Annotated in this window: 11 protein-coding genes; 6 read left to right on the top strand and 5 right to left on the bottom strand. The window is 67.2% G+C overall.

What is annotated here, in order from left to right:
* Window positions 1–363: 363 nt before the first annotated feature.
* The 3 genes from DESPIG_RS08115 to ggt all read left to right on the top strand — a co-directional run bounded on the left by DESPIG_RS08115 (window position 364) and on the right by ggt (window position 4,662).
* Window positions 364–1,002, top strand: coding sequence for a ribonuclease H-like domain-containing protein (locus tag DESPIG_RS08115; protein ID WP_040369718.1), 639 nt, complete (start codon window positions 364–366; stop codon window positions 1,000–1,002).
* Between the two features lies 1 nt (window position 1,003).
* Window positions 1,004–2,299, top strand: a complete 1,296-nt coding sequence (locus tag DESPIG_RS08120) for an amidohydrolase (RefSeq protein ID WP_006007307.1) — start codon at window positions 1,004–1,006, stop codon at window positions 2,297–2,299.
* Between the two features lie 605 nt (window positions 2,300–2,904).
* Complete coding sequence (gene ggt, locus DESPIG_RS08125; protein ID WP_040369720.1) at window positions 2,905–4,662, top strand: gamma-glutamyltransferase; 1,758 nt, start codon at window positions 2,905–2,907, stop codon at window positions 4,660–4,662.
* 412 nt (window positions 4,663–5,074) lie between these two features.
* On the opposite strand, the gene panB is transcribed toward ggt, so the two are convergent.
* From panB to DESPIG_RS08145, 4 genes are all read right to left on the bottom strand, one after another.
* Window positions 5,075–5,896 carry a 3-methyl-2-oxobutanoate hydroxymethyltransferase gene (panB, locus tag DESPIG_RS08130; protein ID WP_006007315.1) on the bottom strand — a complete coding sequence of 274 codons (822 nt, stop codon included), beginning with the start codon at window positions 5,894–5,896 and terminating at the stop codon, window positions 5,075–5,077.
* 125 nt (window positions 5,897–6,021) lie between these two features.
* Window positions 6,022–6,696: a phosphoribosylglycinamide formyltransferase gene (purN, locus tag DESPIG_RS08135; protein ID WP_006007323.1), complete on the bottom strand. Its 675-nt coding sequence runs from the start codon at window positions 6,694–6,696 to the stop codon at window positions 6,022–6,024.
* A gap of 3 nt (window positions 6,697–6,699) precedes the next feature.
* Window positions 6,700–8,217 (bottom strand): uroporphyrinogen-III C-methyltransferase, encoded by a 1,518-nt coding sequence (gene cobA / locus DESPIG_RS08140; RefSeq protein ID WP_006007325.1) that lies wholly within the window; start codon window positions 8,215–8,217, stop codon window positions 6,700–6,702.
* Window positions 8,218–9,717: a leucyl aminopeptidase gene (locus DESPIG_RS08145; protein WP_040369722.1), complete on the bottom strand. Its 1,500-nt coding sequence runs from the start codon at window positions 9,715–9,717 to the stop codon at window positions 8,218–8,220. It abuts the gene before it with no gap.
* Between the two features lie 91 nt (window positions 9,718–9,808).
* On the opposite strand from DESPIG_RS08145, the gene hemW reads away from it, so the two are divergent.
* Together hemW and DESPIG_RS12890 are read left to right on the top strand one after the other, a co-directional pair.
* A complete protein-coding gene (gene hemW, locus DESPIG_RS08150; RefSeq protein ID WP_246118342.1) occupies window positions 9,809–11,077 on the top strand; it encodes a radical SAM family heme chaperone HemW in 1,269 nt (422 codons plus the stop codon).
* Between the two features lie 354 nt (window positions 11,078–11,431).
* The gene (locus DESPIG_RS12890) at window positions 11,432–11,941 is read left to right on the top strand and encodes a nucleoside deaminase (RefSeq protein WP_147589001.1); all 510 of its coding nucleotides are present in this window, start codon (window positions 11,432–11,434) and stop codon (window positions 11,939–11,941) included.
* A gap of 340 nt (window positions 11,942–12,281) precedes the next feature.
* Here the strand turns inward: DESPIG_RS12890 and asnS are convergent, their stop codons facing one another.
* The gene (gene asnS / locus DESPIG_RS08165) at window positions 12,282–13,646 is read right to left on the bottom strand and encodes an asparagine--tRNA ligase (protein ID WP_006007334.1); all 1,365 of its coding nucleotides are present in this window, start codon (window positions 13,644–13,646) and stop codon (window positions 12,282–12,284) included.
* 254 nt (window positions 13,647–13,900) lie between these two features.
* Between asnS and DESPIG_RS08170 the strand changes: the two genes are divergently transcribed.
* Window positions 13,901–14,371, top strand: coding sequence for a hypothetical protein (locus DESPIG_RS08170; protein ID WP_040369724.1), 471 nt, complete (start codon window positions 13,901–13,903; stop codon window positions 14,369–14,371).
* The last annotated feature ends 164 nt before the right edge of the window (window positions 14,372–14,535 follow it).

Raw genomic sequence — 14,535 nt, forward strand, 5'->3', positions numbered from 1 at the left:
GAGCCTGCGGCCCCGGTGCCGCCGCCCGTGCCGGACATGGCGGCCATCATGGCGGCCTGGGCCGGACAGGCGCCCGCCGCGGCCCCGGTAGGAGCTGAGGGACAGTCCGGACAAGGAGCCCGGACAAGCGCCGCTGGAGACGTGAAGAAGGGCGGGACTGTGACCACGGACGACGTCTCTTCGCGGGAAGCGTGTCTCGAAGGCAGCGGAGGAGAGGTCTCCGTGACCGGCAGCAGCCCGCAGGATGGGCCGTCCGCCGCGACCGGGGAGCCTCCCGGCAAACAGGAGGTCCTCCCGCGCCCGTCATCCCCGGCGGCAAGACGGAAGACCGGCGGGACCACGGCAGCAGCCACCCTGTCGTCCATGCCAAGGCCGGAGCTCACGGCACCCGCCGCAGCTGCCGGTGATGCGGGCAAGGCCCGTGTCCGCCCCGAGCCCGGTGTGGGGGCGGTGGGCAGGCCGCCGGAACATTATCTGGTCTTCGATGTGGAGACCCGGCGCAGCGCCGCCGAGGTGGGCGGCTGGAACAGGGCCGACCGCATGGGCGTGAGCATCGCCGTGGCCTATGACAGCCGGGCCGACGATTTCTTCACCTATACGCAGGAGGCCCTGCCGGAGCTCTTTGCCCGCATGCGGGCCGCGCAGCTGGTGGTGGGCTTCAATTCCTTCCGCTTCGACTATGCGGTGCTCTCAGCCTTTGCCCCCTTCGATCTGCGGGCCCTGCCGGGCCTTGACCTCTTGCGCCGGGTGCAGGACAGTCTCAAATACCGTGTGTCCCTGGACAATCTGGGGCAGGCGACCCTGGACGAGCCCAAGAGCGCCGACGGCCTGCAGGCCCTGCGCTGGTGGCAGGAAGGGCGGCTGGACGACATCGCCGCCTACTGCCGCAAGGACGTGGACCTGACGCGGCGGCTCTATCTGTTCGGGCTGGAACACGGCTGGTTGCTTTTCACCAACAAGGCCGGGCAGCGCGTGCGCGTGCCCGTGGATTTCAGGCAGTGACATGGAGACGGCGGAAAAGATCATCCAATGGCGGCGGGAGCTGCACCGGCACCCGGAAGAAGGCTGGACGGAATTCTGGACTACGGGTTTCGTGGCCCGGCAGCTGGCGGACATGGGCCTTGCCCCGCGCGTGGGGCAGGAGGTCATCGACCCTGCCGCGCGCATGGGCCTGCCCGCGCCCGAGGTCGAAGCCCGGGCCCGGCAGCGGGCGCTGGCGGAAGGGCTGGAACCGTACTGGCTGGAGCGCATGGGCCGGACCACGGGCCTTGTGGCCGATGTGGGCCCGGCGGACGCGCCGCTGGCGCTGGTGCTGCGCTGCGACATGGACGCCCTGCCGCTCATGGAAGCGCAGGAGGCCTCCCACCGGCCCGTGCGCGAGGGCTTCGTCTCGCGGCATGAGGGCCTGTGCCATGCCTGTGCCCATGACGGCCATATGGCCTTGGGCCTGGGGCTGGCGGCCCAGCTGACGGCGCCGGACGCTGCCCCCCTGCGGCAGCGTGTGCGCCTGCTGTTCCAGCCTGCCGAAGAAGGCGTGCGCGGCGCGGCGTCCATGGTCTCCCATGTGGCGGGGGCGCGGCATTTTCTGGCCGTACATATCGGTCTGGGGGCCCCGCGCAGCGGCGATCTGGTCACCGGTGTGGGCGCCTTTCTGGCCACCAGCAAATTCGATGTCCGCTTCACGGGCCGCGCGGCCCATGCGGGCGCGGCTCCCGAACAGGGCCGGGATGCCCTCAAGGGCGCGGCATCGGCCCTGCTGGGCCTGCATGCCCTGCCGCGTCATGGCCACGGCACCAGCCGTATCTGCGTGGGGCGTCTGGAAGGCGGCAGCAGCCGCAACACCGTGCCCGCCTCGGCCTTCATGGCCTGCGAGACGCGCGGCAACAACAGTGAGGTCAATGACGACATGCTGCGCCGTGCCCGGGACGTCATCGCGGGCGCGGCCGTCATGCACGGGCTGGAATGGCGGCTCGACGTGGTGGGCGGTGCGCCTTCGGCGGCGAGCGATGCGGCCTTCGCGGCTCTTCTGGCCCGCTGTGCCCGGGAGTTGCCGCCCGATGCCCGGGGCGGAGGCTGCTTCCCGCTGCCCCGGATCCGTGAGCAGGGCGACATGGGCGCCAGCGATGACGCCACGACCCTGATGCGGGCCGTGCAGGCACAGGGCGGACTGGCGGCCTATGCCTTCCTAGGGGCCGATCTGGCGGCCGGGCATCATCAGCCGGGCTTCGATTTCGACGAAGCCGTGCTCTGGCCCGGCGTGCGCTGGCTGGAAAAGGTCTGCCGGGAGCTGGCCGGCTAGGCCCGTCCGCGATGTTTTTGGGGGAGAAGGGGCCCTTCATCTCCGCTATCGCCGCCTGTACCCCTTCGTCATCACAGGCAGGGACTTGCGGGAACGTTCGGGCGCTGGCCTGCGCGCGGGGGACGTTCCTGCTTCCAGCGCATCCTTCTCCGGCGCATCAGCTGGAGGATGGAACACTTCGAGGATACAGGACTTTTTCCTGAAGCCATGCGGATGGTTGCCTCTGGCGGGCCGTTGGTAAAAAGTGACCATTTGGCAGATGCCGCTGCGGCGGCCAGGAAAGGCGCCGCAGGCCTGCGGGACAGGGGCCTGCCGCCGTGCGGTGCGCAGCAGGCCTGATTTTTTCTACATTTGGGAATATTTTTGATAAGTTCCTGTATGTACAGGATGATTTTTTTGATGGAACCCCTGCCGTCGTCGGCAGGGTATGTGGGAAAATGCTGTTTTCCACATCCGGGTCGAAAAACAACAGGCCCCTGCTGCTGTCTGTTTCATCAATAGCTTGGGATAACAGGAAAAATCGTTACGGCATGCCTTCTGCATCATACCCGGCATCCCGGACGCCGCCATCTGGCAAGGGCGTCGGGCAGACCAGAGGATGCACGATGGAAAGACGAAAGTTCCTGTATTCGGCACTGGCCGCGGCCTCGCTGGCGGCCATCCCGGCCGCGCGGAGCAGCGCTGCCGCCACCACGACAGCACGCAGGGAAGGGAGCGCGCCCATGACACCTTCCCAGAGACAGAATCCCATGAGCTGCAACGGCATGGTCACGTCGCCGCACTATCTGGCCAGCCAGGCCGGACTGGACATCCTGCGGCGCGGCGGCACGGCCATCGACGCGGCTGTGGCCACGGCCGCCACCCTGGCCGTGGTCTATCCGCAGATGTGCACGCTGGGCGGCGACAATTTCTGGCTCATCTATGACGCCCGCACGGGCACGATGAAGGGCCTCAATGCCAGCGGCCGCGCCGGGGAAAAGGCCAGCATCGATTTTTACCGCAGCCGGGGGCTGAGCAAGGTCCCGGCGCGCGGCTATCTGGCCGCCAATACCGTGCCCGGCGTGGTCTCGGGCTGGGACGAGGCCTGGAAGTACAGCCGGTCGGCCCTGGGGTCGCAGCTTTCCTTCGCCTCCCTGCTGGACACGGCGCGCGAGCTGGCCGAGCGGGGCTTTCCCGTCAGCACGTCGCTGGCTTACTGGAGCGAGGTGGACACCGATCCCACGGATCAGGAGTTCCGTGATCTGCAGCGCTATCCGGGCTTTGCGGCCACCTATCTCAGGGAAGGCAAGCCGTACGGGCTGGGCGAGGTCATGCGCCTGCCCGATCTGGCTGCCACGCTGGCCCTGCTGGCGGACAAGGGCGCGGACGAGTTCTACAAGGGCTCCATCGCCGCGGCCATAGCGGCGGATCTGGAAGAGAACGGCGGTCTGCTCACCGCACGGGACTTTGCCCGGCATACGGCCGACTGGGTGGAGCCCATCTCCGTGCCGTACCGTGACTGCCGGGCCTGGAACCTGCCGCCCAACACCCAGGGCATGGCCTCGCTGGAGATCCTGAACATCCTCAACAATTTCGACCTGTCGCAGATACGGGAAGGCAGCGCGGACTACTGCCATCTCATCATCGAGGCCACCAAGGAGGCCTTCCTCGACCGCGATACCTACCTTTCCGACCCGGCCTTCGTGGACATCCCGCTGGAGCGCCTGCTCTCGGACGGGCACGGCAAGCGGCAGGCCGCCCGCATCCGCATGGACAGGGCCGCCACCAACCTTGCGCCGCTGGATCCCAAGGGCGACACCATCTGGCTGGGCGTGGTGGATGGTCAGGGCAATGCCGTTTCCCTGATCCAGAGCATCTACCATGACTTCGGTTCCGGCATCGTGCCCCGGGGCACGGGCGTGCTGCTCCAGAACCGGGGCAGCTTCTTCTCCCTCGATCCCGCGCACGTCAACCGCCTCGAACCCGGCAAGCGCACCTTCCACACCCTGAACCCGGCCATGCTGCTCAAGGATGGTAAGCCCTTCCTGGTCTACGGCACCATGGGCGGCGAGGGCCAGCCCCAGACACAGGCCGCCATCGCCACCCGCGTGCTGGATTACGGCATGACCCCGCAGGAGGCCATCGACGCGCCCCGCTGGCTGTACGGCCGCACCTGGGGCAAGTCCAGCAACGACCTCAAGCTGGAAGGCCGTATCCCCGCCGACGTGGTCGACGAGCTGGCCCGGCGCGGGCACCCCGTGCGCCGGGTGGAGGATTATACCGATACCATGGGCCATGCGGGCGCCATTCGCATCGATCCGCAGACCGGCGTGCTCCAGGGCGGGACGGACCCGCGCGGCGACGGTCTGGCCTGCGGCTATTAGACCGGACAGCAGGGCGCCGTTCCCGGTGGGGAGGCGAGCTGCCCAGTGATGGCCGCTTCCGGCCGCAACAGGCTCCCGGACAGGGCCGCGACGGCGGCGCAGAAAAGGCTGGCCGGCGGGAAGCCCCGACCATACGGACGTAAAAAAGCCCCGGCATTGCCGGGGCTTTTTCGTTGTTCCGGAGCCGTGTCCATGGGCAAGGAGCCTGCGGGGACATACCATCCTAGCTGCGTCTTCTTCGTCCTCCGGGAGACCTTCGCCACAAGGAAAGCCGTCGTCTTGCCTCGGCTTCCCATCCTTCCGCCAAAGCGCGTTTGAGGAGGGGGTGGGGGCTTGGGGGAGGGGGAATCCTCTTTGCGCGCTAGCCAAAGGGGGTCCCCCTCCCCCAGAGAACAGCCACCGGTGCGGCTGTTCAGTACAGTTTTTCCAGATCATTTTCGTCCATAGCGTAGGTATGTTCCGCCGCCGGGAAGGTCCCCGCGCGCACCTCCTCGGCATAGGTCTGGAAGGCCTGACGCATGACCGTGCCCAGCTCGGCATAATGTTTGACGAATTTGGGCGAAAGACCGTCCACCATGCCCAGCATGTCCTGCCAGACCAGCACCTGGCCGTCGCAGTCCGGGCCGGCGCCGATGCCGATGGTGGGCACGCCGACGCTGCGGCTGACCAGCGCGGCCAGCGGCGCGGGAACGCATTCCAGCACGATGGCGAAGACCCCCGCCCGCTCCAGGGCCCGGGCGTCGTCCAGCAGGGCCTGGGCGGCTTCCCGGCCCCGGCCCTGTACCTTGTAGCCGCCCATGCTGTGCAGGGATTGCGGCGTGAGCCCCAGATGCCCCATGACCGGGATGGAGGCCTGCACGATGGCTTCCACCTGCGGGCAGAAATGGCGGCCGCCTTCCAGCTTCACGGCCTGGGCCCGGCCTTCCTGCACCAGACGCCCGGCATTGGCGCAGGCCTGCTGCGGCGAGAGATGGTAGGACATGAAGGGCATATCGCAGACCAGCAGGGGCCTGGTCAGGCCCCGGGACACGGCGGCGCAGTGATGGATCATCTGGTCCATGGTCACGCTCAGGGTGTCGGGCTGGCCCAGCATGATCATGCCCAGCGAATCCCCCACCAGCACGGCGTCCACATGGTCGTCCATGAGACGGGCGATGGTGGCGTCATAGGCCGTGAGCATGGCCAGTTTGCGTTGTCCCTTGGCCTGGCGGAAAGTGACGGCGGTCTGTTTCATGCGTGCTCCCTTGCTGCGGGCGGGGCGTGCCTGCCCGGGAAAAACGGGCCCGTGGCCCGGGGTGGGAAAAGAAAAGGCGGGGAAAGGACGTACGTCCTTTCCCCGCCCCGATATGGACAGGATGGCTAGAAGCCTTCTTCCAGCGGCGGCCAGACCAGCCAGGGACCGTCAGGCGTCACGGTCTTGCGGTCGGACGGGGCCAGGAAGACCTGGCGGCCTTCCACGCGCAGGCGGCCTTCGGCCAGCCATTGCAGGGCCTGCGGGTAGATGCGGTGTTCCAGCGGATGGATGCGGTTCATGAGGTCGTCCAGTTCCTCACCGGCATTGGCCGGCACGGCGGCCTGGATGATGACCGGGCCGCTGTCCACCAGCTCTTCCACGAAGTGCACGGTGCAGCCCGTGATCTTCACGCCGTAGGCCTGGGCATCGGGGCCGCCGTGGGCGCCCGGGAAGCTGGGCAGGATGGCGGGGTGGATGTTGATGACCCGGCCGGGGAAGGCCTGGAGGAAGGTGCTGGTCAGCAGGCGCATGTAGCCCGCCAGCACCACATATTCCGCACCGGAAGCCTTGATGGCGGCCACCATCTCGCGGTCGAAGCTCTCGCGGTCGGCAAAGGCCTTGTGGTCGATGCAGACATGCGGGATGCCGGCCTTTTCGGCGCGTTCGAAGACCTTGGCGCCGGGACGGTTGCCCGCGATGAGGCGGATGTCGATGTCCAGCACGCCCTGGGCGGCCTTGTCGATCATGGACTGGGCGTTGGTACCGCTGCCGGAAGCCAGGATGGCGATTTTCAGGGCCATGGTTTACCTCTGCGGGCTGTAGTGGGCTTTCAGGGCCTCCACCAGCGCGGGGATGGTGTAGGCCTCGGGCTGGATGTGGCAGGGCAGGCCGTGGTCGGCCAGGGTCTTGGCCGTGACCGGACCGATGGCGGCCAGCTTCACTTCAGGATGGGCGCGCAGCTCTTCCGCCGGGATCAGGGAGAGGAAGTTCTCCACCGTGGAGGAAGAACCGAAGGTCACGCAGTCCAGGGTGCCGTCCTGCATGGCTGCCAGCACTTCGTCCTTGCGGGCGGCGGCGGGCACGGTCTCGTAGGCGGCGATGACGTCCACCTGCGCCCCGGCCTTGCGCAGCTCGTCGGGCAGCACTTCGCGGGCCTTGGCGGCGCGGGGCAGGAGCATCTTGACGCCGGACACGGGGCCCATGGCCAGCAGGCCTTCCACCACGCCCTCGGCCACATAGCGGGCCGGGATGAAGTCGGGCTCGATGCCGCGCTCGCGCAGGGCGTCGGCCGTGGCGGGGCCGATGGCCGCCACCTTGCACTGGCCGATGGCGCGGCTGTCACGGCCGCAGGCGGCCAGGCGTTTCCAGAAGTGGCGCACGCCGTTGACCGAGGTGAAGATGATCCAGCCGTATTCGGCCAGACGGGCCACGGCGGCGTCCAGCTCGCTGTAATCGGCCAGGGGGCTGATCTCGATGGTGGGGCACTGGATGACGTTGGCGCCCAGCTCGGTCAGGCTCTGGGCCAGGCCGCTGGCCTGCTCGCGGGCACGGGTGACCACGATGCTGCGGCCGTACAGCGGACGCTGTTCGAACCAGCCCAGCTGGTCGTGCAGGGAGCAGACCTTGCCCACCACGATGACCGAAGGATTGCTGAATTTGTTGTCCACGGCCGCCTGGGGCAGGGTGGAGATGGTGGCCACCAGGCTGCGCTGGTAGGGCGTGGTGCCGCGGTAGACCAGGGCGGCCGGGGTGTCGGGATCCATGCCCGCGTCCAGCAGGTGCCGGGCGATGTCGGGCAGGTTCTTCATGCCCATGACGAAGACCAGGGTGGAGGCGCTGGCGGCCAGGGCCTTCCAGTTGTGCACGGAACCGGGCTTGTCCGGGTTCTCGTGGCCGGTGATGATGGTCACCGACGAGGCGAAGTTGCGGTGGGTCAGCGGGATGCCCGCATAGGCCGGGGCCGCGATGGTGCTGCTGATGCCGGGCACTTCCTCAAAGGGCACGCCAGCGGCCAGCAGTTCCTCGGCTTCTTCGCCGCCGCGGCCGAAGATGTAGGGGTCGCCGCCCTTGAGGCGGGCCACCACCTTGCCTTCCTTGGCCTTGCGCACCAGCAGGGCGTTGATCTCGTGCTGGGGCAGGGCATGGTTGCCCGCCACCTTGCCCACGTAGATGCGTTCCGCATCGGGGCGGGCATGGCCCAGCAGCGAATCGTTGGCCAGTGCGTCATAGACCACCACGTCCGCGCAGGCCAGCGCGTCACGGCCCTTCAGGGTCAGCAGCCCGGCATCGCCGGGACCGGCTCCGATAAGATAGACCTTCATTTATACGCCTCCACGCGCCAGTTCCAGCAAGGTGCGGGCGCCGAAGCCCGTGGAGCCCACGGGGCAGAGCGCCGTCTTCTTGGTTGCCCAGTCCACGCCGGCGATGTCCAGATGCGCCCAGCGCACGCCCTCGCGCACGAAATGCTTGAGGAAGAGCGCCGCGTGGATGGCCCCGCCTTCGCGCGGGCCCATGTGGCAGATGTCCGCCACCTCGCTCTTGAGGTTGTCTTCGTAGCCCTTCCACAGGGGCAGGGGCCAGTAATTCTCTCCGCCCACGGCACCGGCGGCACGGATGTGCTCGGCCAGGGCGTCGTCATCGCAGAACAGGCCCGCCACCTGCGTGCCCAGGGCCACGGCGCAGGCGCCGGTCAGGGTGGCGATGTCCACCACGGCCGCGGGGGTCCACTGCTTCTGGGCATAGTCCAGGGCGTCGCACAGGGCCAGACGGCCTTCGGCGTCGGTGTTCTGGATCTCCACGGTATCGCCGGAAGCGGCGCGCACCACGTCACCGGGGCGCATGGCGTTGCCGCCGGGCATGTTCTCGGCGCAGGCCATGATGCCCACCACGCGGCGGGGCAGCTCGTCCCCGGCGCAGGCCACCAGCGTGGCCAGCACGGCGGCGGCCCCGCTCATGTCGCCCTTCATGGCGTGCATGTTGGCAGCGGGCTTGAGGCAGATGCCGCCGGTATCGAAGGTGATGCCCTTGCCCACCAGCACCAGGGGTTTTTCCTGCTCATGGCCTTCGGGAGCGTGTTCCAGCACGATGAGGCGCGGCGGACGGGCCGAGCCCTGGCCCACGGCCAGCAGGCAGTTCATGCCGGCTTCAGCCAGGTCCTTCTCGTCCAGCACGGTGCATTTGAGACCGGCATCGGCGGCCAGTTTCTGGGCTTCTTCGGCCAGCAGGGCGGGGGAGAGGAGATTGGACGGCGTGTTGTCCAGACGGCGGGCCAGGCACACGGCCTCGGCCGCGCGTTCGCCACGGCGGGCGGCCTGCTGGCCGCCGTCGGGCACGAAATCGCCCTCAAAGGCCACGGCCAGCCACTGGGGCGCCGCGGGGGCGTCCTTGGCGGGCTTTTTGAGATCGTATTTGTACAGGGCCAGGCAGGCGGCGTAGACGCTTTCTTCCACCAGGCGCTCACGGCCGCCGGGCAGGGTGGCCAGCTGGGGTTCCAGCAGCAGGATGGATTCCAGGCCCAGTTCGTGGGCACGCTGCACACCGGTGGCCACGGCCGTGCGGATGTCGTCCGTGGTCAGGTCTTCACGGGCGCCCAGGCCGATGGCCAGCACGCGCGGCACGCGCAGTTCGGGATGGCCGTGCAGCAGGGCCTGCTGGCCCTTCTTGCCCTGGAAGTCGCGCATGGCGGGCGCGATGGCCAGCCAGGGAGCCAGATTGTCCAGCGCGGGGCAGGCTTCCAGCATGTTCTCGCCCTGGCAGACAGGCACTATGAGAATCTCGGCCTTCCACTGGTCGGGGCCGAGGCATTGAAAACGGATGTCCATAGATTTCTCCGAAGCATCGAGATGAACGGGCGTCCCGCGTTGCGGGACGGCGACGGCGGGGATTGCCATCGCGAGGAGCAGAATATACGCTGTGCCGTCGTTTTTGCCAAGCCGCGAGGCGCTTTGCCGCCCCGGGGCCTCCGTCCTCTCCGGCCTGAGCCGTCATCCGTCCGCATCCGCGTCCCTTTCCGCCATGCTCGTCTACATCCACGTCCCGTTCTGCCGCTCCCGCTGCCGCTACTGCGCCTTCCATTCCCTGCCGCTGGGCCCCGCCTCGCCCGACGCTTCGCCCCGGGTGGCGGCCTATCGTGATCACCTGCTGCGCGAGCTGGACCTTTGGGCCACGCGCCTGGGCAGGCGGCCGGTGGAGAGCGTCTTTTTCGGCGGCGGTACGCCCAGCCTGCTGCCGCCCGATTTCCAGGCCGCCGTGCTGGAGCGCATCGACCGGCATTTCCATCTGGCTGCCGGGGCCGAGATCAGCATGGAGGCCAATCCCGAGTCCCTGCTGGCCCGCCGGGCCGTGGACGGCTATCTGGCCGCGGGCATCAACCGCATCTCCATGGGCGTGCAGAGCATGGACGACCGTTTCCTTTCCCTGCTGGGGCGGCCGCACCGGCGCGCCGACGTGCTGCGGGCCGTGGAGCATCTGCGTGCCGCAGGCTGCCGCAATCTGGGGCTGGATCTCATGTGGGGCCTGCCGGGACAGGATGCGGCCCACTGGCTGTCCACGCTGGAAGATGCCTTGGCCCTGGAGCCGGAGCATGTCTCGGCCTATGGCCTGACGCTGGAAGAGGGCACGCCGCTGGAACGCGACTGGAGCGCCGGGCGCCTTTCCCTGCCCGAAGATGACGAGCAGGAGCGCATGTATCTGGAAGGCATCCGCCTGCTGGCCGCGCACGGCCTGGAACAGTACGAGATCTCCAACTACGCCCGCCCCGGCTTTTTCAGCCGCCACAATATGGGCTACTGGACGGGGGCCGATTATCTGGGCCTGGGCCCGGCGGCCACGTCCACCCTGGAGGGCCGCCGCTGGACCGATACGCCCGATCAGGCCCGCTGGCAGGCCGACATCGACGCCGGGCGCCCCGACCATGACGCCGAGGCCATCACGCCGCGCATCCGTCTGGAGGAGCGGCTCATGCTTTCCCTGCGTACCTGCGCGGGTTTCGGACTGGCGGAATACACGTCCCTCAGCGGCCGGGATTTCCTGGCCGACCACGGCGGCTGGTGCCGTGAGCTGGTCGCCGCCGGGCTGGCCCGCCTGGACGGGGACAGGCTGGCGCTCACGCCGCAGGGCCTGCTGGTCTCCAATGCCGTGGTGGCCGATCTGTTCGAGCGCCTGGACGAGCTGGGGCTGTAAAGAGATATGTTGGGCGGGCGAGGAGAGAGGGACACCCTTTTGGAAAAGTGTGCTCCCTCTCCCCTCGTGCTCCCCTCTCCCTTCCCAAAACTGTTATCCTGGTCTCTGTACAAGGTGCGGAGCGTCCCGGGCAGCCGTTGGCGTTGGTCCCCCGGGAGGACCAAGGGGGAAGGAACAAAAGCTTTCCACCGTGGATACTGATGCGGAGCGAAGGCTGCCGGACCGTCTATGGGGAACGGGTTCCGCATGGGCGGGCGTACGGCCTCCGGGCACCCGCAGAAAAAAGGATTTTGAGGCGTGTCCGCCTTCAGGAAAAGGCAGGACGACGCGGAACAGAACAAGGAGGACACGACGATGTCACTGGATGCTGACGAACTCCATCGCCGGCACATGCTGGCCGCCATCGAAGCCGCCCGTGAGGGAATGCTGTCCGGCAAGGGCGGGCCGTTCGGCGCCCTGATCACCGATCCGGCGGGCCGGGTGGTGTCCGTGGCCTGCAACGAGGTCTTGGCCAGCCGGGATTGCACCATGCACGCGGAAGTGGCCGCCCTGCGCAAGGTGGGGCATCTGGATCTGCGCGGTCATACGCTCTATGCCACGGGCTTTCCCTGCGTGATGTGTCTCGGCGCCATCCTTTGGTCGCGCGTCTCCACGCTCTACTACTGCAACGATTACGCCATGACCCGTGCGGCGGGCTTTGATGACGAGGATTTCATGCGCGAGGTGGGCACGGTCTTCGGTTGCACGCCTTCGGTGGTGGAAGAGGTCAGCCTGCCCGGGCTCGACATCCGGCGGCTGGCCCTGCCGGAAGGCGCGGCCCTGTATGAGGAATGGAAGGGCCTGGCGGACCGGCAGCTCTATTAGGGCGTGCTGCTATGAAAGTTACGATTTATTCCCGATAAATAGAGCACATCGGCTACGCATGCCCGGCAAAGGATGCTTGCCCCATGCTTCCTCGTCCATTTGAAAAAATGCGCTGGGGAAGATGGGGGAATGGAAAACTCTCTTACGCCAGCAGTGACAGGATGGCGGCCCGCAGGGTTGTACCCGTTGCGACGCAGAAAGTTACGGGCATCGACAGCAAAGATGAGGGGGTTCCCTTCCCTCCAAAACAGCAGGGCAGGCATTGTCTTGAAAAAGAAACGGCCGGCATCCTTTACAGGATGCCGGCCGTCGCTATGTGTTGCCTTGTTGTGGCCCTTGCCTAGAATTCCAGGCTGCCGGGAGTGCGGGGGAAGGGGATGACGTCGCGGATGTTGGTGATGCCGGTGAGCATCATCAGCAGGCGTTCGAAGCCCATGCCGAAACCGGCGTGGGGCACGCTGCCGAAGCGGCGCAGATCCAGATACCACCAGTAGTCCTCGGGCTTCTGGCCCATCTCGGCGATGCGGGCCAGCAGCTTGTCCAGGCGTTCTTCACGCTGGGAACCGCCGATGAGCTCGCCGATGCGGGGCACCAGCACGTCCATGGCCGCCACGGTCTCGCCGTCGTCATTGCCGCGCATGTAGAAGGCTTTGATCTCCTTGGGATAGTCATAGACGATGACGGGACGGCGGAAGTGTTCTTCGGCCAGGAAGCGCTCGTGCTCGGTCTGCAGGTCCACGCCGAAGGCCACGGGGAAGGTGAATTCCTTGCCGCTGTCTTCCAGGATGTGGATGGCATCCCGGTAGGAGACGCGGGCGAAGGGCTGGGCCAGCATGCCCTTCAGGCGGTCGATGAGGCCCTTGTCCACGAAGTTGTCGAAGAGCTTGAGGTCGCTCTCGCAGCGGGTCAGGGCATGATCCACCACATGGCGGGTCAGGCCTTCGCCCAGTTCCATGATGTCTTCCAGTTCGGCAAAGGCCATCTCGGGCTCGATCATCCAAAACTCGGCGGCGTGGCGCGGGGTGTTGGAGTTCTCGGCGCGGAAGGTGGGGCCGAAGGTGTAGACGCGGCCCAGGCCCAGGGCCAGGGCTTCGGCTTCCAGCTGGCCGGACACGGTCAGGTTGGCCTGGCGGCCGAAAAAGTCCTTGGAAAGATCTTTTTCACCGGCGGGCAGGGCGGTCACGCGGAACATCTCGCCCGCGCCCTCGCAGTCGGAGCCGGTGAGGATGGGCGTATGCACCCAGGAAAAATGCTGGCTGTGGAAGTAGTCATGCACGGCGCGCGCCGCTTCGGAGCGGATGCGGAAGGCGGCGCCGTACTTGTTGGTGCGCATGCGCAGGTGGGCGATGCCGCGCAGGAACTCGTCGGAGTGGCGCTTTTTCTGCAGGGGGAAGGATTCGGGATCGGCCAGGCCGAACACACGGATGCTCTCGGCACGCACTTCCCACTTCTGGCCCTTGCCGGGAGAGGCCACCAGCTCGCCGGTGACGGCCACGGAAGCGCCGGTGTTGGCATCGCCCAGACCTTCGTGGGCGGCGGTGCCCGCGTCCACGATGCACTGCATGTTGGTCAGGCAGGAACCGTCGTTGATCTCCACGAAGCTGAAGTCCTTGGCATCGCGGCGGGTGCGGATCCAGCCGCAGACGGTGATCTGGCGCTGCGGGGCCTCGGAGGCCAGGGCATTGACGATAAGGGTGCGTTGCATGACGACTCCTTGTGTCGCAAAAGGGTAGAATGTGTATGGGGAAGGCTCTTGCCGTATGTTCGAAACAGGGGGCGCGGGCCTGTGGGCGGAACGCACCCCAACACACTACTATAACGGCAAAGACGGCGCCCTTCAAGGCCGGGAGCCGGAGCCGTGCCGGGGGATGGCGCTTGGATTTTGGGCGGGAACGTGCTTAGATGGAGGGATGGGACTGCCCGCCATCCCCGGCAGCCATGAAACAAGGAGACTCGGACATGAAAAAGATCGCCACGCTGGCCCTGTGCATCCTGATGCTGGCCTTGACGGCCCCCGTGATCCAGGCGGCCACCCCCCAGGCCGGAGCGCCCAAGGCTGACAAACCCGCCAAAGTCGACGCCCGCAGCACGCCCGTCTGGGTGGAGCTGGAAGGGACGGACAGCATCGGTGCCCGCCTGGGCATGCGCCTCAAGGAAGCCTTCAACGGCAGCAACCTCTTCAGCCTCACGGACAAGGACATGCCCAAGATGCGCCTGCTGGTGAGCACGCAGTCCGAATTCCCCGGCCGTCCGGGCGTGGGCTCCGTGTATTCCATCTGCTGGACCTTCACCCAGGGCGAAGGCTACCTGGGCTATCTGCTGGCCCGCGAAGTGGGCACCCTGACCTACGAGGAGATCGACGCCCTGGTCAACCGGCTGGTGGAACGCACCGACGGCCTCTCGGTCAAGTACAGCAACCTCTGGAATTAGCGATTTTTCTTTGAAAAAACGGCCCTGCGCTGTTGAGAAAAAGCCGCTGTCCCCTTGCGGGACGGCGGCTTTTTTCATGGCGGGGTGGCGCGCGGCGGATATCGTGACGAGGGGGAAGGAGGCCCTTTGGGCTGGCGCGGCAAAAGGGCCTCCTTCCCCCTCGT

The organism is Desulfovibrio piger ATCC 29098 (assembly GCF_000156375.1).
GTDB classification, from domain to species: domain Bacteria; phylum Desulfobacterota; class Desulfovibrionia; order Desulfovibrionales; family Desulfovibrionaceae; genus Desulfovibrio; species Desulfovibrio piger.

Excerpts from the sequence above, each read along its gene's own strand:
- DESPIG_RS08115 (WP_040369718.1), top strand. The coding sequence starts at position 364 with ATGCCAAGGCCGGAGCTCACGGCACCCGCCGCAGCTGCCGGTGATGCG.
- DESPIG_RS08120 (WP_006007307.1), top strand. The coding sequence starts at position 1,004 with ATGGAGACGGCGGAAAAGATCATCCAATGGCGGCGGGAGCTGCACCGG.
- ggt (WP_040369720.1), top strand. The coding sequence starts at position 2,905 with ATGGAAAGACGAAAGTTCCTGTATTCGGCACTGGCCGCGGCCTCGCTG.
- panB (WP_006007315.1), bottom strand. The coding sequence starts at position 5,896 with ATGAAACAGACCGCCGTCACTTTCCGCCAGGCCAAGGGACAACGCAAA.
- purN (WP_006007323.1), bottom strand. The coding sequence starts at position 6,696 with ATGGCCCTGAAAATCGCCATCCTGGCTTCCGGCAGCGGTACCAACGCC.
- cobA (WP_006007325.1), bottom strand. The coding sequence starts at position 8,217 with ATGAAGGTCTATCTTATCGGAGCCGGTCCCGGCGATGCCGGGCTGCTG.
- DESPIG_RS08145 (WP_040369722.1), bottom strand. The coding sequence starts at position 9,717 with ATGGACATCCGTTTTCAATGCCTCGGCCCCGACCAGTGGAAGGCCGAG.
- DESPIG_RS12890 (WP_147589001.1), top strand. The coding sequence starts at position 11,432 with ATGTCACTGGATGCTGACGAACTCCATCGCCGGCACATGCTGGCCGCC.
- asnS (WP_006007334.1), bottom strand. The coding sequence starts at position 13,646 with ATGCAACGCACCCTTATCGTCAATGCCCTGGCCTCCGAGGCCCCGCAG.
- DESPIG_RS08170 (WP_040369724.1), top strand. The coding sequence starts at position 13,901 with ATGAAAAAGATCGCCACGCTGGCCCTGTGCATCCTGATGCTGGCCTTG.